Origin of the sequence: Pseudophaeobacter profundi, assembly GCF_029697505.1 — a bacterium.
GTDB lineage: Bacteria > Pseudomonadota > Alphaproteobacteria > Rhodobacterales > Rhodobacteraceae > Pseudophaeobacter > Pseudophaeobacter profundi.
The window spans coordinates 1-17830 of the sequence record NZ_JARJEF010000026.1 but is presented as its reverse complement, the minus strand read 5'-3'; the positions used below and the strand labels follow the sequence as shown (position 1 = coordinate 17830).

16 protein-coding genes and 1 tRNA gene are annotated in these 17830 nt (G+C 55.4%); 10 read left to right on the top strand and 7 right to left on the bottom strand.

The window, feature by feature from the left end; all coding sequences use genetic code 11:
* Window positions 1-103: 103 nt before the first annotated feature.
* The 3 genes from P2081_RS19980 to P2081_RS19970 form a co-directional block, all read right to left on the bottom strand.
* Entirely contained in the window at window positions 104-400 is a 297-nt protein-coding gene (locus tag P2081_RS19980) for a hypothetical protein (protein ID WP_278924549.1), read from the bottom strand.
* Between the two features lie 17 nt (window positions 401-417).
* Window positions 418-1686, bottom strand: a complete 1269-nt coding sequence (locus P2081_RS19975) for a plasmid recombination protein (RefSeq protein WP_278924548.1) — start codon at window positions 1684-1686, stop codon at window positions 418-420.
* Between the two features lie 353 nt (window positions 1687-2039).
* Window positions 2040-2201 carry a hypothetical protein gene (locus tag P2081_RS19970; RefSeq protein ID WP_278924547.1) on the bottom strand — a complete coding sequence of 54 codons (162 nt, stop codon included), beginning with the start codon at window positions 2199-2201 and terminating at the stop codon, window positions 2040-2042.
* Window positions 2202-2354: 153 nt separating this feature from the next.
* Here P2081_RS19970 and P2081_RS19965 point away from each other — a divergent pair, with 153 nt between their 5' ends.
* The 10 genes from P2081_RS19965 to P2081_RS19920 all read left to right on the top strand — a co-directional run bounded on the left by P2081_RS19965 (window position 2355) and on the right by P2081_RS19920 (window position 12601).
* Window positions 2355-2828, top strand: a complete 474-nt coding sequence (locus P2081_RS19965) for a hypothetical protein (protein WP_278924546.1) — start codon at window positions 2355-2357, stop codon at window positions 2826-2828.
* A 128-nt stretch (window positions 2829-2956) separates the two neighbouring features.
* A complete protein-coding gene (locus P2081_RS19960) occupies window positions 2957-3868 on the top strand; it encodes a GIY-YIG nuclease family protein (protein ID WP_278924545.1) in 912 nt (303 codons plus the stop codon).
* A gap of 69 nt (window positions 3869-3937) precedes the next feature.
* On the top strand, window positions 3938-6124 hold the full coding sequence (locus tag P2081_RS19955; RefSeq protein ID WP_278924544.1) for an AAA family ATPase: 2187 nt from the start codon (window positions 3938-3940) through the stop codon (window positions 6122-6124).
* Between the two features lie 357 nt (window positions 6125-6481).
* Window positions 6482-6658, top strand: coding sequence for a hypothetical protein (locus P2081_RS19950; protein ID WP_278924543.1), 177 nt, complete (start codon window positions 6482-6484; stop codon window positions 6656-6658).
* Between the two features lie 15 nt (window positions 6659-6673).
* Window positions 6674-8371 carry a recombinase family protein gene (locus P2081_RS19945; RefSeq protein WP_278924542.1) on the top strand — a complete coding sequence of 566 codons (1698 nt, stop codon included), beginning with the start codon at window positions 6674-6676 and terminating at the stop codon, window positions 8369-8371.
* Between the two features lie 179 nt (window positions 8372-8550).
* The gene (locus P2081_RS19940) at window positions 8551-9729 is read left to right on the top strand and encodes a site-specific integrase (protein ID WP_278924541.1); all 1179 of its coding nucleotides are present in this window, start codon (window positions 8551-8553) and stop codon (window positions 9727-9729) included.
* Between the two features lie 146 nt (window positions 9730-9875).
* Window positions 9876-10592 carry a hypothetical protein gene (locus P2081_RS19935; RefSeq protein WP_278924540.1) on the top strand — a complete coding sequence of 239 codons (717 nt, stop codon included), beginning with the start codon at window positions 9876-9878 and terminating at the stop codon, window positions 10590-10592.
* Window positions 10593-10675: 83 nt separating this feature from the next.
* Window positions 10676-10924, top strand: coding sequence for a helix-turn-helix transcriptional regulator (locus tag P2081_RS19930; protein ID WP_254054769.1), 249 nt, complete (start codon window positions 10676-10678; stop codon window positions 10922-10924).
* A 133-nt stretch (window positions 10925-11057) separates the two neighbouring features.
* Window positions 11058-11279 (top strand): hypothetical protein, encoded by a 222-nt coding sequence (locus P2081_RS19925; protein ID WP_014878825.1) that lies wholly within the window; start codon window positions 11058-11060, stop codon window positions 11277-11279.
* Between the two features lie 173 nt (window positions 11280-11452).
* Entirely contained in the window at window positions 11453-12601 is a 1149-nt protein-coding gene (locus tag P2081_RS19920) for a hypothetical protein (protein ID WP_278924539.1), read from the top strand.
* 141 nt (window positions 12602-12742) lie between these two features.
* Here P2081_RS19920 and P2081_RS19915 read toward each other — a convergent pair whose 3' ends face one another.
* From P2081_RS19915 to P2081_RS19905, 4 genes are all read right to left on the bottom strand, one after another.
* Window positions 12743-15001 (bottom strand): AAA family ATPase, encoded by a 2259-nt coding sequence (locus tag P2081_RS19915; protein ID WP_278924538.1) that lies wholly within the window; start codon window positions 14999-15001, stop codon window positions 12743-12745.
* Between the two features lie 690 nt (window positions 15002-15691).
* On the bottom strand, window positions 15692-16396 hold the full coding sequence (locus P2081_RS19910) for an HNH endonuclease (RefSeq protein WP_278924537.1): 705 nt from the start codon (window positions 16394-16396) through the stop codon (window positions 15692-15694).
* A 47-nt stretch (window positions 16397-16443) separates the two neighbouring features.
* The gene (locus P2081_RS20995) at window positions 16444-17160 is read right to left on the bottom strand and encodes an SH3 domain-containing protein (protein ID WP_369011415.1); all 717 of its coding nucleotides are present in this window, start codon (window positions 17158-17160) and stop codon (window positions 16444-16446) included.
* Between the two features lie 550 nt (window positions 17161-17710).
* Window positions 17711-17787, bottom strand: a tRNA-Met gene (locus P2081_RS19905).
* Window positions 17788-17830: the final 43 nt, after the last annotated feature.

The following is a 17830-nucleotide window of genomic DNA, read 5'->3' as shown; positions in this document are numbered from 1 at the left end:
TCCCATGTCTATCACTCCCAATCCCCCCAACGAAAACCGTCGGGGCAGTGTGTTCACATGGGTCAATTCTCAGTGACAATTTATCGGCATACCGGGTCAGTTCTCAGTGACAATCAACAACCAATCGGGCAATTCGAGCGACCAGCCGCCTTGCCGGACGGATTTCCTTCAATTTTTCTGCGCGACCACGCTCATCAACCGGGGCAGATGGTCCCCAAGAAAGCTTCGGTTTGCTACCGGGCATCGCATCCTGCCAAACAAGCGCGCCATCGGCAACGAGCTCTAATCCGACCTCCATGGCCTCCGAGATGACCTCTGCCTCCGCAACCTTCAGCTGCACCCTCTTTGCCGCTTCTGCCAGTTTCTTCTCTTCAATCCGCCGCGCCGATTGTGCTGCCATCCCTGCAGCCTCTTCGTTTACACGATGCTGGGTAAGAGATTGCACTTGCTCATGAAGATCGGCCTCTCGCTGTTGCAGAGCAGGCAATGCCCTTTCCATGTCCTCCTTTTCCCGGCTGATCCGTGCCATGTCTGCTTCCTCAAGTTTCCGGGCGTCACGCTTCTGGCGGACTTTTCCGCAGCCGCTTCTGCCCTCTCCTCATACCCCTGCACTACCGGCTTCAAAGGTCCGATCTCGGCCTCAATCCTTTTCTTCGTGGATGATGCGGCGGCAGCCGCTTTTTCAAACTGCTGCGTTTTTGCGTCCGCCGCATCGCGGCGGCGGGTCGCCTCTGCAGTTTCTTTCGCAGCCCGCCGCTTGCGGGCCTGCGCCTCTTTAATCGAGCGCTTGCGCGACTTTTTGACCGTGGCCTTGGCCAGGTCCCGGCCGTCCTCGACGGCCACCTTCGCCGTAGCCTCGGCTGCGTCGAGGATACGTTTCTTTTCCTTTTGCGCCCTACGGCGCTCTTCCGCGCGCCACTGCGATGGCGCGACATGTTCCTTCTTCGCGGGCAAGGGCTTGCCCTCGGCACGCGCCTGGCGCCGGGCCTCGGCACGGCGCTCCCCTCGAGTGATCCCAATTTTCGCAAAAGCCGCACCCGCCAAATCCTGGGCCAGCTCATAATTCCGGAGCAGCGGATTTTCAGACGGCTGGAGGAGGATCTGATGACCACGGTTGGCGGAAGGTTTTTCAGCCCACACTGCCACCACAAAATGGATATGCAGGGCTTCTTCATCCATATGCAACGATGCGTAGCGCAGTTGACCATCCGGGAAGCTCTGAAGCAAGAACGCCATCGCAGTCTGCCGGAACGCCTCGATCCGCTCCGGTTTCCACTGCGCCTGCCCACTGCCACCAAACCAATCCTTGTTGACGGTCAAGACCCCCTCTCTGAGCGGCCCCTCCTTGCTGGCACGCCACGGGTCAGCAGGTCCCGCCTCCTCAACCCTGCGCGCCTCCGATTTCCGTGATTTTGCCTCCAGCGCAGCAATATGTTCCTCAAAGTTATGTTGCTTCATCTGTGCGACTTCATCGCGGATGACCTGGTCCCAATCGTCCTCGCCACACAGAACACTGTTGGATTCCGTGAGCCCGAGATCGACATGAGCGAGGTCTCCTCCGCGACGCGTGTCATGGAAAATGAACCTTCGAAGGTCACGCGGCCAAAGCCCTTTGAAGCGGAGGACAACGGGATATTTTTTCAGGCTAACTGGCTTTGCCTCGGTAAACTTGGGGTGTACGGTCATCTTGTCACTCGGATCTGCTGCGCTTACCCGAGTCTCCGAGATCTCCGCGAAAATCCCGACACAAAAGTATACGGATTTTCGACAAGCGTACTCACTAGGCAGGTTGCAATCCCAGGCTGAGCCCTGGACTTACAACTTACCTGTTCGCGAGGGGGATACCCCCTGCGATTCCCTCCTCGTCAGTGTGTTATCGGCTTTCGCCTCAACACACTTCCTGCGGCCAGCAGCCTGCTGGACCCGCCCTGCCGGGGGCCTAGAATGCTATATAGTTTTTCGGTTTTCTTAAATTATTAGATTGCTGACCTTGCACCCAATATTCACTTATGCGGTGTCCTTTTACTAAGGCAAGCAGCTTAATCGGTATCGCTGTCAAGGAAACCATTCTCTTTCAAATGGCTCACAATCAACCGTTCAACGTATGATGCAACAGATCGATCATCTGCAGCAGCAGCCTTCTCAACCGCTTTCTTAATCTCGTCAGCTACACGCAAAGATATGGCTGATGTCTTGGCCATGTGGGAAATCCTGTATGTAAATGTGTGCAGTTGACACACGATATAGATGAGCGTATATTACACACAGTTGCACACAATTGCAACGGACTGAGGGGAAGGTGGAAGCTTCCCGCCCAGTCCTAACCAAGACGCTCTCGTGGAAGGAGAACGAATATGGCTGCATTGCCCTCTATCACGCGCTTTAGCGCGACAAAAGACCTGCGCGCAGGCACCCTGCCTCTTCTGGATACATTCCGGGACCTACTCGATACTGTTGAGGACGCGCTGCGCCTCGATTTGGATCTTGCCCCCGCCTGGTCCTGGGACCCTGCGACATCCGGTTTCGCTGAAGCTGCCGAAGCCAGATGGCAAGACTGCCTCACGCTTGCCAGCAACATTCTGGATGCCGAGCCGAAGGGCGTAGATGAGCGTGGCGTACAACGCATGTGCTTGCTATTTCATTTCCTGATCGAGACGCAAAACTCAGCTGATGCCGAACGGTTTCAGATGCTCATGTACCAGAATGTCGCCCTCTTTGCGGCCGAGGATCCTGACATCTGCCGCGCCCTGACGCAAGCAACACGCCTGGTTGATGCTATCGTCGAGGCAGCCACGCACGCCGACGAGACGTCCCTGACGCTGCGCTGACACCGCATCCTTTTTTCAGCAGAACGATGCCGCTGCGATGCGCCGCCAGCGACAGCGGTGTTCTGCAATATAGCATGTCCCGTCTGGCGCCCCGCGCCAGCACGCCTCCCCCATTCATGGAGGTCACTATGACCCTTTGCCAACAAACACCATCTACAGCGTCATTCCCGACGGTCATCCACGCCCATTGGGCGGAGATCGCGCAAGCGAAAGGCTTCACCATCACCGATCGTGTCGATGATCGCTACCACCTGTTGCTGCGCTGCGAGACCTGCGGCGGTACGCACCGGACCAAACTGTTTGTGCTGATGAACAACCAACCTCTGTGCCCCCATTGTGTGGAAACACGCTGGCGCGAAGATGCGACCGTTGCAGGGGTGGCGTTCCTGGAACGTGACCCGGAAGATCGCCACTATGGCTTTTATGAAGCCCCCTGCGGCCACAAGCTGCGGCGTCAGTTCGAGCTTATCAAGCGCATCGCTGACGGCGAATGCTCACACCGCTGCGAGAACTGCCAGAACGCGAAGGAACAGGCGGAAGCGGAGGCTCAGGGCTGGGTTCTCCTCGGCGCCGCGCACACGCGCGACCTGAACTATCGCAGCTATCGACACAGCTGCGGCCATGAACAGATTGTCGCCCGCGTGAACATGCAGAGCGGTCGCTTCAACTGCGAAGCCTGTGGCGTGGGCTGGCCCTCAGCCCCAAGCTACATTTATTGCATGCGGTTTGAACTGCCCGAACTGCCGCCAATGGTCAAACTTGGCTTTTCCCGGAACCCGCAGAGCCGGTTGAACTATCAGCTCAAACGGCGCCCAGACCTTCAAGCGGAGATCTTGCACAGCGTCGCCCTACCGACCGGACACAAAGCGCTCTGTCTGGAAAAGCAGATGCACGCTGCTCTCAAGCGCGACCATCCCGGATCCGTAGTTCCGGCTGAGATGTATGCGCCATGGCTGCGTGTCAGGTCAGAGATCTACGGCGCAGATCTGCAACCTGTCATCCTCGAGATGCTCAACGCGCTGCCCCTGCCAAGCATCTAATTCCCAGCCCCCTCTCGCCTGACCATTCCAAAACGGCCTTGGCCGACCCCGAACCTATGGAGAACGTTCATGTCCAATACTCAGAGCTGGGCCCATTATGCCCGCGATATCCTGCGCCGTTTGCGCCACGCTCAAACTGTCGTCACCAACGACGATCTCTTCGATGAAGCAAAGCAGATCGTCCCTGTCGAGGATCCGCCTGCCCGGAACCTACTGGAAGCCCTGAACGAACTTGAAGAGGCGCAAACACGCGACAGCCAGGAGCTCGTCGAACTGCGTGAGGCCGGGATTGATGGCTTCGCGATGGATGAGGATGGCAACGACAGCCCAAAACAACGTCTCCCAGCTGACAAGATCCTGGTGTGCCTGCAACTCGCCGCCACCTTCGGCACGCATCACGGATTCTGCGCGCAGGTGCTGGCACCCGGTGCTGTCAACGTGATCGAAGGGTTCAAAATGAACCAGATGGAGACTGCTGCCACGCAGATCGGGCGCTTGTTCCTGCCTGAGGGCTGGGCGGCGCAAACCTATGCCGCAAAAAGCGCGACCTCGCCTGCATTGCAGATCATTTACCCGCCGGTCAGCAGTACTGGCACTCTCAACCACAGCAGCCAACGCGACCTTGAACGGAAAGTTCTGTCCAGCCTGGCGCAACCACATCCCCTGCTCGTGCTGCTGCCTGATGGGCTGCGGCTCGATCCCAGTCTGCGCCATATTCTTCCCTCTGCTCAGCGGCTCGCCGCTCCCAACCAGGAGATGATGCTCATGCTCTTGGCCCAGACGCACAGTGCGACGCGTAAAGTCGACCGCGATGTGGTGTATCCATTTCTGCCGGACGATGCCGCCCTCAAATCGCTGGACACACCGATCCTCCTTGCCAGCCTTCGCGCACCAACAGCGGCAAGCGCTGCAAAACAGATGTCGGATCTGTTGCGCAGGCCAGCTGACCCCAACGTTATCACCCTGCAAGACATTAACGGCAGCTCGCCCGCCCATCACGCAGCGCAGGGCCTTGTCGACGATCTGACGGCTTGGCACGCAGGCGACACCAAATGGTCTGACATTCCACATTCGCTCTTGATCAGCGGCGAACCCGGAACCGGAAAATCTTTCCTGGCGCGGGCCATCGCCGCATCAGCCGACGTGCCGCTCATCCAGGAATCCTTCGGCAGCTGGCAAGCCACCGGGCATTTAGGTGACATGTTGGGCGCGATGAGCAAGAGCTTTGCCGAAGCCATCAGCCAAAAGCCGTGCGTCCTGTTTGTTGATGAGATCGACGCGTCGGGGTCCCGCGACAGTGCCGACAAGCACAGCGGCAACTACCGCAGGAATGTCATCAACCATTTTTTGGCAGAAGTAGATGCACTTATGCGGGAAGAAGGCGTGCTGCTCATCGGCGCCTGCAACCACCCCGGGAATCTCGATCCCGCAATTTTGCGACCCGGAAGGTTCGACCAGCACGCCGAGCTCGGACGCCCACCGCTCGCGCAGGTTCGGCACATGATCTCTCGCGTGCTCCCGGGGGACACAAAGTTGGATGCGCTCGCGCTCGAATTCGCGGGGCAGACGCCAGCAGTGATCGATGCGCAGTTGCGAGCAGCCAGGTCGACCGCACGTCGGGCAGGTCGCAGGTTTGATGCCGCTTGGGTGCTGGCACATATGCCTGCCGCGACACCGCAGACAAACGCACGCCAGCGCCGTATCGCGCTGCATGAGTGTGGCCATGCGATTGCAGCCGCCCTCTTGGGGGCCGTGCCCGTAACGCAAATGGTGCTGTCAAACGGCACTGGGCAAACTCACAGGTCCACAGTCTTACATGAGGGGCTATTCAGCGAGTTTGAGGATGAGATGACGATCCTGCTCTCAGGACGCGCGGCAGAACGGATGGTGTTCGGCACTGTCAGTGCTGGTGCCGGCGGTGACGAAGGCAGCGACCTGGAACAAGCGACGCAGCTGCTCCTGAGCTGTGATCGCCAGGCGGGGCTTGGCATCCATGGTAACAGCTGGCTCGGGAAGGCCGACATGCCTCGCCTGACACAGCACGACCGGGACCGACTGCGGGTCAAACTCGACAAAATGGAGCGCCGCGCCTTGCGCCTGCTTGAGCCGCATCGCGAGCGTCTGGAACGCCTTGCGGCGCACCTGCTCGAGGTGCGGGAGATGAATACTGAGGATCTTAGACCATGGCTGCACGATTTGATCCCCACAGCCCACGCCCCGATTGACAGCCCGCACGCTGGTTTCAATTCGAGCTGATATGAGGCGGGTTTGCCATTTTACATTTGGCAAACCCTCCGCAATGGCGGCCAGATTGCACACGATTTGCGCAATAGCTTTTGACAAATCATCCACGCCCCCATCGATCACTTACAAAATACGCAGAACTCACTCTAGGTAAAACATTGACGGATCAGAGAGTTAGACCCTAGCCCCCCCGGAAGCCACCCGGCGCGACCGCCTGTGACCCGCCAGGGGGAGGTTTTCCACATAAATGCGACCTGACGACGCCGTCGAGCCAAATCTCCTCCTAGAGAGCCCTACATCCCACCGAGTATCCTGTTTTCATCAACCTCACGGCACTCAACGCCGTCATAGAACAGGAGACCTCGGCCCATGGCACGAGACCGATACAGGCATGCCCAAAGCCCGATCGCACATGATCGGCGCCATCGCGACAAGCGGAACGCGCCGACAACCGGACGCGATCCAGACAAATCCAAGCTCTATTCCTTCTTGCGTGCGCTCGCGCGGGCGGAAGCAGAGCGCGACCATAACATGGACATTCAATAGAAAACGGATCAGCTCATGCCACACCTCCTGCGCGCCGCCATCTACGCCCGCTACTCAACCGACCTGCAAAGCGATGCCTCTGTCGAAGATCAAATCCGCAGCTGCCAGGACCTCGCCAAGTCGCTTGGGGCCGAAGTGGTCGCCACCTACTCCGATCATGCGGTGTCCGGTGCCAGCCTCATGCGACGGGGCATCCAGTCCCTGCTTCGTGACAACCAGTCAGGTTCCTTCAACGTCGTTCTAGCCGAGGGGCTCGACAGATTGAGCCGCAACCAAGCGGATGTGGCGCAAATCTACCAACAGATGTCATTCACCGATACGCTGATCCATACACAGTCCGAAGGCGAGATCTCCGAGCTACACATCGGGCTGAAGGGCACGATGAACGCATTGCAGCTAAAGGACATCGCCCAGAAGACCCACCGGGGCCTCAAAGGCCGGGCGCTCAAAGGCAAATCAGCTGGCGGTATCTCCTACGGCTACCGGGTCAAACAGCAAGTCGACGCTTCCGGAGAGCCCATCCGAGGCGATCGCGAGATCCAGCCGGTAGAGGCACAGATCGTGACCCGCATCTTTGAGGATTATGCAAATGGCCTGTCCCCCAAAAAAATCGCCGAAGCCCTGAATACCGAAGGCATCGCGCCGCCGTCCGGTCGATATTGGGGCGCCTCTACCATCCATGGCAATCGCCAACGCGGCACCGGTATTCTCAACAATGAACTCTATATTGGCAGACAGGTCTGGAACCGACTGAACTACCGCAAAGACCCCTCAACCGGAAAGCGGGTGTCACGGCTCAACCCCGAAAGCGCCTGGGTGATCGCAGAGGTGCCCGGGCTGCGGATCATTAATCAGGAGCTCTGGGATCGGGTCCGAACTCGCCAAGGCGCATTGTCGTTACAGAGCCCATTGGACAAGCCTTGGGATCGCCGCCGTCCGCGCACGCTGTTTTCCGGGCTGATGACCTGCGGCTGCTGCGGTGGCGGCATCGCCAAAGTCTCCAAATCGGCCTTCGGCTGCTCCACCGCGCGCAATAAGGGCAAAGCGGTCTGCGCCAATATGCGCACCATCGCCCAGACGGATCTGGAAGCGCGGGTGCTGAACGCCCTGACTCATCACCTGATGGATCCAGAGGCACTTGCGGTCTTTTGCGAGACCTATGCCGAAGAACGCAACCGGCTTCGCCGGGAGGCCGAGGGCGCGAGAGAGACCCTGGAACGCAGCCTCGCCCAGACCAAACGCGATCACCAAAAGCTGGTGGACGCGATTATCGCAGGTGTTCCAGCGGAGCAGGTGAAGGAGCGGATGATCGAGCTGGATCAGCAACGGCAGCAGCTGGAGCGCAGGCTTTCCGCCTCCCCTGCCCGGGATCCGATCCTGATCCACCCGTCGATGGCGGTGACTTACCGCGAGCGGGTGGCGGCATTGATTGCGGGTCTTGGGACCAGCGCAGAGATGCCAGCTGCGAAGGAAGCGCTGCGGGCTTTGGTGGATCGGCTTGTGCTGACCCCTGCGAAGGGGAGCACGGGCGTTGAGATCAAGCTGGAGGGGGACCTTGCGGCGTTGTTGCGTCTTGCGACGGGGTCAGCGGCGGTCATTGGAACGCCGAGATCCGCGCACTCTGGCGAGGCACGGTTGGAAGATACTGATATTGTTGGGGAATTATTATTGGTTGCGGGAGTAGGATTTGAACCTACGACCTTCAGGTTATGAGAGAGCCTAGACCCAGTTGCACCGGTTACGCCCTTTCGCGCCCATCTACCCTATCTTATTGTTATTGCTTATTTTAAATTGACGCGCCGCGCGCTCATCTTCTACGCCTTACCCCGTGGTGTGCTTCCAGTTGCTTCCACAGTGCTTCCACGAGAGCTTTCAGGGGTAGGGAAATAGAGATGGCAAAACTCACCAAGCGGGCGGTTGATGCGCTGGAACCAGCGGCCAAGGATTACTTTGTCTGGGACAGCCAGATTGCCGGGTTTGGGCTTCGGGTGATGCCGTCCGGGGCCAAAACCTATCAGGCACAATATCGCAAGGGCGGGCGCACCCGGCGGGTCTCGGTGGGGCGGCATGGCAAGATCACCGTGGAAGAGGCCCGCAAACTGGCGAAAGAGATCATGGGACAGGTCGCCAAGGGCGAGAACCCCGCCGAGGACATTTCCCAGCACCGCAAAGCCCCCACGGTTGCCGCGCTCTGTGAGCGGTTCTTTGAGGCCCACGCCAAGGAGCGCTGCAAGCCTTCGACACAAAAGGAATACCGCCGCGCCATTGATCTGTTCATTGTTCCCGCCATCGGCAGTTTCAAGGTGGTCGATGTAGAGCGCCGCGACATTGCCGAGCTGCACCACAGGTTCCGCGACAAACCCTATCAGGCCAATCGCACCCTGGGCGTGCTCTCCAAGATGTTCAATCTGGCTGAGATCTGGGGGCTGCGCCCGGATGGCTCCAATCCCTGCCGCCATGTTCCGAAATACCGCGAAGTGAAACGGGAGCGCTATCTGAACCAGAATGAGCTGCAACGCCTTGGGCATGTCCTGAGTGAGGTTGAACGCGACGGCACGGAAACGCCCTTTGTGGTGGCTGCGTTCCGGTTGCTGCTCCTGACCGGCTGCCGCCTGGGGGAGATCCAGACTTTGAAATGGGATTACATTACCGACACCGGCATGGAACTACCCGACACCAAAACGGGCGCGCGGCGCATCCCCCTGCCCCAGCCTGCACGGGACCTCCTGACGCATCTGCCGCGCAGCCCCGGCAATCCGTATGTGATTGAAGGCAAGATCGCGGGCAAATACGCCACCGATTTGCAGCACCCCTGGCGACGCATCCGAGCGCGGGCAGGTCTGGCTGGGGTCCGCATCCACGACCTGCGCCATACCTATGCGTCAAATGCCGTATCCTCTGGCATGCCTATTCAGATGGTCGGGCGGTTGCTGGGGCATAGCCAGATCCAAACCACGATGCGCTACGCCCATCTGGCGGATGATCCCGTACGGCAGGCAGCGGAAGAAAATGCCGCGCGGCTGGGATCTATAGTCGGGGATTTGGCGCGACCGAGGCTGCGCGCCGTATAAGAACACGTACCGATACGTAGGGGCTAAGGTTGCTGCCAATCCCGTACGTTACGTATAAGGGTTTTTAGGCCCACCAACCGACCGTTACCTATACGTAGGGACCGGCCATTGCCTACGTATAGGTAACATAACCGTAAAAGTGACACATGACCCTTCCATTACTGACCCTTTGGCAGCGCGGCGTTTATCTCAGCAAAGCTGCATTCCACTTTTCTCCTGACGCCGAGAAGGAAGCTTATCAGCGTGTGCATAAAGCGTCCGCCCTAAGCGCTTTGACAAACACACTGCAAGACGCACAAGCCCAAGGAACCGAGACAAACCAAGCAACAATTTCTGGTTTAAACGCCATGTCAAATGTATTGAGTAAACGCTCGGCCTGGTACAGCAGAAGGTACGAAGCCACCTTGAAGGCACTTAAAAGTGGTATTCTCGTAGCCTATGGCTTTGAACCGCCCCGCCGGATGGAAAGTCAGCCTTATGAAATCCCCGCAGCCTATTGGGCAGGCCGCGTCCGATGGGACAACGCGACACTCACGGTCAACGGCTTAGAGTTCATCGAAGTTCGTGTGCTGGCGACACAAGTACGTGACAGGCTTGTCGGTATCAGCCACGAGACCACCACGGATCTGCAACGGGGCCGCCCATCAATCAAAGCAGATGTGGAAGAAGCCTTCGCAACTCTCTTGCAAAAGGGCTTGATAGACATATCCAAGTCAGCCAAATCCCACTTCCCCCTCGTTCGGCAGTGCCTCCAGACAATCCAACCTGGAGCAAGCTACAGCGATACCAAACCTGGGGACGAAGGTATTCGTACATATTTTTCGCCTCTTTTCAATGAGTTGAAGAAAACCAATAAACAATAAATTGCTGGGGGTTTTACTGTTGTTTTTACTGGTTTCTAATTGAGCGAAGACAAGAGCATCAAATCAACAAAGAGGAGTTGACGATGCTCAACAAGACACCAGCCAACGCAAACAACGCCCCCGCACAGGATTACCTGGACGGGTTTATTGACGAACGCATGGCCGCAGATTTCCTGTGCCAAAGCGTGCGCACCATCCAGAAATGGCGCGTCACCGGATACGGCCCCAAGTTCTACAAATCGGGCCGTTCCGTACGCTATCGCCGCCGCGACCTTCTGGCCTGGGGCGAAACACGCCGCCACGGCAGCACCAGCAGCTACAACGCCGCATGAGTTTTGCCCGCGTTGGGCTTGGCAGCACCGCGCGGGATTTTGGGGCCGGATGGCTTCACCAAGGCGCGGGGTCAAATGGCATCCCGCGCCTTTCTCACATCCAAAATCACACAATCAATTCAGGAGACATAACATGTCCAATCTTCCCGCCCATAAGATCAAACTGGGCCTGACCACCGCCACCATCTGGAAAAATGACGGGTCATACTCCGTCGATATTACCCGCGCTTACAAAACCGCAGATGGCGAGTGGAAAAACACGTCCGGGTTCTTCCATTCTGACCTGCTGAATATCGCCAAATGCGCGGAACGCGCAGAAATCTGGATCAGCAGACAACTGAGCGCCCAGCACTAACACCCAAGCCGGGCACCGCCCGGCCCCAAAACCCAAAGCTGCCCCGCCGGAGGCACCATTACCGGCGGGCCACATCCAATAAATACTCCCCAAACCACAGCGCTAAGACGGCGAAATTAAGGGGGGTCTTGTAACACCCCCCTCCACGAATACGAAAACGTAGGCAAGAGTAGATGAACGCGGATATCTTGCATTCGGGCTTTGATGGGCTGAAATTCACGGTGGAAACCGATATTCCGCCTGCCTTGCGTGAAGCCCTGGCAGAGGCTAAGGCCCTTGCAATCAAAACCAATGCAGAGACCCTTGTGGAATTTGGTTCTGTAGCTCTCTCAGTGCGCCGCACAGGCGGTTCCGCCTTTTCCGCCCATACTGGCGAGTACGGGGCCGAATGGTACTTTCTTGACCCGGAAAACCGCCCTGCGAACAATCCTGGCATTACCGTAGACTTTCGCGCCTTCCTGCTTGCGACTGGTGGCCTGGACGCCGCCGAAAAACACTTTCGGGCCTGCATGGATGCGTTTGGCATCCGCTATGCCGATCACCTGTTGCGCGTGACCCGCGTTGACTATGCCATCGACTTTCTAGCCCCCTGGTTTGAGCCAGACCGCGAGGCGCTGGTGGTGCCACCCGGCACCCGCATGCAGGAATATACCGGGGTCGATGAAACCGAGACCCACGCCACAGGCGCACGCGTCACCGGCCTGCGCGCCGGGGCCGTCGCCAACCGGCAATTGGCGATCTATGACAAACGACAAGAGGTCATGCAAAAGGGCAAGCTGGGCTGGCTAACGATCTGGAACGACGCCCGCGCCCAATTGAACCGCCCTCCCCTGGATCTGTCCGACCGACTGGCAAGCCAAGTCTGGCGCTTTGAACTACGTATGGGGGCCAAACAACTGCGCAACCGCTGGGAAATGCGAAGCTGGCAGGATCTGCGCGATATGGTGGGCGACGCCTACACCGAGTTCTGCGAAAAGATCCGCTACACCTGCCCCATCAGCGACAGCAACCGCGCCCGCTGGCCCACACATGACCTTTGGCGCGCGGTCGCAAGTGTGATCGCCATGGACCTGCACGAAAACTGTTCCGGCGTCCTGCCCAGCGAGGTGATCGAAACCAACCGCGCCGAACACATGCGCATGCTGGACCGGCAAATCCTTGGACTGTTCGTATCACGGGCTGCCGCCTCAGAGGTCCAGACAGCCGAATTCCAAGATTTCCTGGATAGCCATATCGAAACACTGAAACGGCTATCCGAAGAACACCCCACGCCCCTGCCGGAACGCCTCAGCAAGGCAGCCGCGCGGTATCGGTTTAAGTAACAAATCCAAGAGACTTCGCTAAAGGATAGCATTGCGCAGATAGCGACATTTGCAAAGTATTGCTCGACCTGAAGCGGACGTCAGGCAATTGATCCAATGCTGCATTGCGCTTCTGCCGAAACTAACGCCAGCCAAGACCCACTAACCCGCAATTGTGTCTCTCAGTGCTTTGTAATGAACCGGCGCGATATGTTCGATCATTTCCAACAGGTGTTTAATGTTGGTTTGCGTCTCACCAATTAGCGCGGGATCTAGCCCTGAAAGGGTTGGGTGAGATAAATCATTAGAATACTTGTAGAGCGCCGCCTTTTTTGTGTCATCATATTCCAAATTATTCAGCAACTGATAGAGGCTTGCCCCTGTCGAGTGTTGCTCCAGAAAGGTCTCAAGCACTTTTCTGACGGTATTCGGCATTGGATAAGAGGTAGCAATAGTTCCGTCACTTTCAAACTCAATCAAAACCTTCAACAAATATGTGAATTCGCTTTTGTTGTCCTTCAGTATGCTATCAAGTGGTTGGATTGTTGTTTCCCTTTGGGTTTCTGAGCTGTGAGCGCAATGAAGCATCCAATAAGTCTTCCCCTTTTTCTTAGGCGGAATGTTCTGAAACCAATTTAGCAACAGTTTCAAAAACTCAAAATTGTGCGTTAACAAGAAAACCTGATGTGCATCCTTGACTGCATTCTTAAGAAAGGAAAAGGCCTGATACACAGAGCTAGAGTCCAGGCTGGATATGGGGTCGTCTATAACTACGATACCCTCACTAATGTCGAAATCGCTCGCCCTTAAACCCATAGCAAAGTACAAGAACGTGATTGCAGTTTTCTCACCCTCACTTAATCGCTTCGCTGCTCGGCCAAATCGCATAATTCGGTAGCCGTCGCCTTCTGGTTCAAACTTAAGGTCATTGCGCCCCAGGAACGACGATAGATCTTTAGACATTTGGACTGCGGCTTGATGCGTATTTGCCAGTTTTGCACGGCTTTCAGAGATTCGGATTTCTAGATCCCTGGTCCCTGTGATTGCTTTCGTCGAATCTCCTTCAGTGCATTCTTTGATGTCCGCTGAAAGGCTTTCGATAGCACTATTCGCCGCAACCACATCTCTATGAATCTTGCTTAAAAAGTGTTCTTCTATCTTCGAGAATGCATTATCTATACGTTTCTGGAATGCTTTGGTTTCAGAGTTGTGCTGTAGAATTAAGGAGTTAACCCCACCTAACGCGCCGGACCATTGCTCTCTATCAAATACATTTAGTTCAACTCCATACCCTTCATTACGACGGGTCAACTTTCCAGTAAGAGCATCAATCAACGTTGAAACATAATTTACTACACGATCTCTTTCCTGAAGAACGTCCTCGATCCGAACTGCATATTCTTCACTTAACTCCGGATAAATCAGATCTTTGTTTTCGAATCCTATTCCTTGGATGTCTTCCCTGAAACCTTCCAGATCTAAAAGGGCGGCCGTAATTTTCTCCTTCAAATCCCGATCTGATTTATTAAAGTGTGCAGCTAATTCGTCTTGCCGCTTTTGTGGTACTTTCTGCTGGCAGTACTCACATACCTCCCCGACCTTCTGGGTGTGAAATACTTGACCTTCTTCGACCCATCGAGCAATGTCAGGCCGTTCTGAAAGCCTTTTAATAGCGTTCGAGACTGCACTCTTGGCCAACAGTTCTATTGTACGTCCTTTATATGCCTCAAGAGCATCAAAGAACGTAGCTTCATCACCATTGAGAGGATTACGATACAGCTTGGATAATTCGACAAGCTGCAACTCAGGCTTTGCATCTTGCTTCATCGAGCTTGAGGCTAAAGCCAAATCCTCATTAGATAGAATACACCTACTATCCAATTTATCATACGCATTGATAGCCTTAGTCTTGTTGTAGTTTCGCGCCGCTGTACCAAATCCTGCTTCGCCAATTTCTTTGGCGGCAGCGGAAAACAACTTTCCTCGTGCAAGCTCCACTTTCCTCAGCTCGCTTTTCTTTTCGCCCTCACGCTCTTTTAGGGCTGCGAGGTTCTTTTCGTCGGCCTCAATTTCAGCCGCAAGCGTCTTGTTCTCTTCACCGATCACGTAAATAGGGTTCAACTGACCGTCAATTTGACCAATGTTCGCCTCCACATACTCCGTGTTAAAAACTCGCAGAGCCCTCGTGTAGGGGACGCCTTGTTTAAATTCCCCCTCGGAGGTCTTGATTTTGTACTTCAATTGGTCAAATCCGGCGGCTTTTCCGGCGTTTAGATCAGCGAAGAACCGCGACAAGGTCGTCTTTCCCGAACCGTTTAGTCCATATATGAGATTAAATTTCTCAAACGGGGCCATATCTGCTGGTCTTGAATAATTTGCGAACACTCCCAAGTTTTCGATTTTGTCAAAGTGCTCAATCATAAGTTTAGTCTTTCAAATTACACTGGTTCTAAGGCTTCCCGGCCGACCTTAAAGAGCTTCACTTGGGAAGTTTAGACGGGCCGTATTTAGCTGCATCTTGAACCAATGACTTGAAGCGTTCAATGTATAATCAATCAGTGGCTGAGTTGGTGGTAGCGGTGCGAAAGTCCGGATCGGGCTGAAACTGGCCACCAGATTAGAATGCGCCTGTCCGCTTTGGGCTGGTAGCTACCGTTGACTATTGGCTTAGATGTTAGCCATCGCAAGCGCAGCCTCGCCCCTTACGGCATGTATAGCTTCGACTAATACACGAATTTCCACACGCCTTTCCCTTTCGACAGACTTTGCAGCATGCAGCTTTCCAGACAGTAGCCTCCGCGCCATTCCCAACGGCTAAAAGACGTTGCCAGGAATTTGTATCGTAAACCGATAGCGTGGAACCGGTCTGTCCCCCCAAATTATTTTCAACGAGATCGCCCGCGAGCGCCGCCGCGCCACTAACTGCGAACGCAAAAGCCGCCACAGAATTTACAAATTGACGCACAAATAACTCCTCTCAAAATTCAGGCTGACAGAGCCCTTGGCATACCCATCACAGCAGCCGTGGTATAAATCCACCCGGGAAATAATGAGCCTCGGGCATCACAAGCTTTGTCCAACAATGTCCCAACGACACCTCATCCCTTGATATTATAGTATCTCAACCAACTCTTCGACGCTCAGCCAAGGCCGCGCTGAATGCACCATTCTGTGACAGTTGGCACAAAGCAATACGAGGTCAGACAGTTTGGTTTTCTGCCCCGGTCCAAGCTCAGAAACAGGAATCTTGTGATGGCATTCGATGAAACCTTCTCCCCGGGCACCGTATACCTTTACGAAATCAAAGCCGCAGGCTTCGCAATAGAGCCGACCATAGGATTTTATGAAAGCGGTCTTTTTTTTCCGCACAAGCGCAGTGTTACGTTCACGGTAACGGTGCAACCGCGTAAGGACTTCCCCTTCTTGCGCTTCTTCCCAATCACCCGGCGCGAATATGGATTTACACTCCCCTCCCTTGACCGTTGAAAGGATGCCCACGACTGTTCGCCTAAGCTCGTCTGGCCGATCCGCATAGTCATTCCATACTGCTTCTTCGTCTTTGCTTCCTCGGGGCAACCCGCGAGCCGTATGGTTCTGATCTAGCCTCCTGAAGTTCAAGAGCTTCATCGAAACGCCCGCCGTGTTACGAAAAGTATCGTCACCTTTTAGACCAAGGCCTTCTGCCACACTCCTAATCTGTGCCGAAAGCTTTTGTATGTCTTCACTGCTTTCACCAAACCAACTCTTCGGATTCTGGAGATAGTGGTTGAGCGCAATCATATGCTCATCACGTGTCCAATTTGGATTTCTAGTCATGGCCTGTCATATTGCTTTCTCCTAAGTGCATTTTCAAATTTGCCCCATTACCGACACCAATTTCCCGGACGCCTTGGACAGCTATTGCGTCCGCAGATATACCTGACAGCCAACCCTTCCGAGATCAGAATACGGCCAACATCATTGCCGTTTGTTTTCAAAACTCCGCATTGCCGACCGTAGTTGCACCGCCTTGTGCCTTCGGTACCTGGACGGCAAGCACAAGCAACACGTTCTAGTTCTATACTCTGGGCCGATCCGATCAACGCGCGCAATCGAGCGGTAGCCTGGAGACCAGCGTTTTTCTCCGCACTACACTTCGGAGATCTAGTTTCAGGTGCGTTGAACCCCACTAGACGCACATTCGCTGCTTGCCCCCGAATACCGACGGTATCACCATCAATCACTCTGATGTCGGAAGCGTGCAAACTGCGACGGTTGGTTTGTACTGAGGAAGCAAAGCCGCTTCCTTGATGTTTAAGATATTGCGAAGACATCCACCCCGTCCCAAGACTAGACGATATTTGGGTCCACCCATTTCCATCAGAAACCTGTTGCACCCGCGTACCTGCTCTGAGCTGCCCCATAACAGCATAGGAAGTGCCTGGGCCAGAACGTAGATTGACCGATTTCCCCGTAACAACAAGCGATGCCCTAGTACTTTGGACAGGCCCGCCCGCGACAGATCGTGAAGGCTTTTCTCCAGCATCAAAAGCAGCGCCAATTAGGCTGAACAATCCAAAGATCAGAACGACTGGCCACATTATCTGCTTGGTCGCTCTACGAACTGCCCGTTGAGGGGCATAGAGCACACTTAGAGGCGAGGAATTGCGGTGGCGCGTTCTCCCATTGGAAAATGCGGGTCTCGATCTAGGAACCGCCCGTTTACTCGGTGGTTGGTTGTTAGATTTCGTCGGCCTTGACGGGCCTGATGTATGCGTGGCTTCCGCCTTGCTAGACAAACCGAGGAGCTGGTGCAGCTTTTTGTATTGAGCTGTCGTAAGACGGGTTTGTGTCCCATGCTTTTCAAACCGCTCAACCATGGTCTTAAAAAATGACCGTTCCCAGTCATTTGGGCTTTCGCTCTCAAGCCGCTCTCGCAGTTTCACTTTGATCAGGTCAGTGCGTTCTTTCGAAAACGGCATAGCTGGAAATTTCTCATGCAACTTTTGGCTGCATCAAATTCCAAGTGTTGCAAGATTGCAAGAGCTTCAATCCACTCCGCTTGCTTCCACAGTGCTTCCAGCGAGAGTATCGTAACGCAAACAACCTCGCCGAGGCGAGGTGCAAGTTATTGAATTTGTTTTAAGAATTTGGTTGCGGGAGTAGGATTTGAACCTACGACCTTCAGGTTATGAGCCTGACGAGCTACCGGGCTGCTCCATCCCGCGACAGTTTTGTTTGTCGTATCGCTTTGCTACTTGAGGACTGTGT

What these genes read in the sequence shown, in the direction of transcription:
- P2081_RS19980 (WP_278924549.1), bottom strand. Translation starts at nt 400, where the DNA reads ATGGCAGCACAATCGGCGCGGCGGATTGAAGAGAAGAAACTGGCAGAA.
- P2081_RS19975 (WP_278924548.1), bottom strand. Translation starts at nt 1,686, where the DNA reads ATGACCGTACACCCCAAGTTTACCGAGGCAAAGCCAGTTAGCCTGAAA.
- P2081_RS19970 (WP_278924547.1), bottom strand. Translation starts at nt 2,201, where the DNA reads ATGGCCAAGACATCAGCCATATCTTTGCGTGTAGCTGACGAGATTAAG.
- P2081_RS19965 (WP_278924546.1), top strand. Translation starts at nt 2,355, where the DNA reads ATGGCTGCATTGCCCTCTATCACGCGCTTTAGCGCGACAAAAGACCTG.
- P2081_RS19960 (WP_278924545.1), top strand. Translation starts at nt 2,957, where the DNA reads ATGACCCTTTGCCAACAAACACCATCTACAGCGTCATTCCCGACGGTC.
- P2081_RS19955 (WP_278924544.1), top strand. Translation starts at nt 3,938, where the DNA reads ATGTCCAATACTCAGAGCTGGGCCCATTATGCCCGCGATATCCTGCGC.
- P2081_RS19950 (WP_278924543.1), top strand. Translation starts at nt 6,482, where the DNA reads ATGGCACGAGACCGATACAGGCATGCCCAAAGCCCGATCGCACATGAT.
- P2081_RS19945 (WP_278924542.1), top strand. Translation starts at nt 6,674, where the DNA reads ATGCCACACCTCCTGCGCGCCGCCATCTACGCCCGCTACTCAACCGAC.
- P2081_RS19940 (WP_278924541.1), top strand. Translation starts at nt 8,551, where the DNA reads ATGGCAAAACTCACCAAGCGGGCGGTTGATGCGCTGGAACCAGCGGCC.
- P2081_RS19935 (WP_278924540.1), top strand. Translation starts at nt 9,876, where the DNA reads ATGACCCTTCCATTACTGACCCTTTGGCAGCGCGGCGTTTATCTCAGC.
- P2081_RS19930 (WP_254054769.1), top strand. Translation starts at nt 10,676, where the DNA reads ATGCTCAACAAGACACCAGCCAACGCAAACAACGCCCCCGCACAGGAT.
- P2081_RS19925 (WP_014878825.1), top strand. Translation starts at nt 11,058, where the DNA reads ATGTCCAATCTTCCCGCCCATAAGATCAAACTGGGCCTGACCACCGCC.
- P2081_RS19920 (WP_278924539.1), top strand. Translation starts at nt 11,453, where the DNA reads ATGAACGCGGATATCTTGCATTCGGGCTTTGATGGGCTGAAATTCACG.
- P2081_RS19915 (WP_278924538.1), bottom strand. Translation starts at nt 15,001, where the DNA reads ATGATTGAGCACTTTGACAAAATCGAAAACTTGGGAGTGTTCGCAAAT.
- P2081_RS19910 (WP_278924537.1), bottom strand. Translation starts at nt 16,396, where the DNA reads ATGACTAGAAATCCAAATTGGACACGTGATGAGCATATGATTGCGCTC.
- P2081_RS20995 (WP_369011415.1), bottom strand. Translation starts at nt 17,160, where the DNA reads ATGTGGCCAGTCGTTCTGATCTTTGGATTGTTCAGCCTAATTGGCGCT.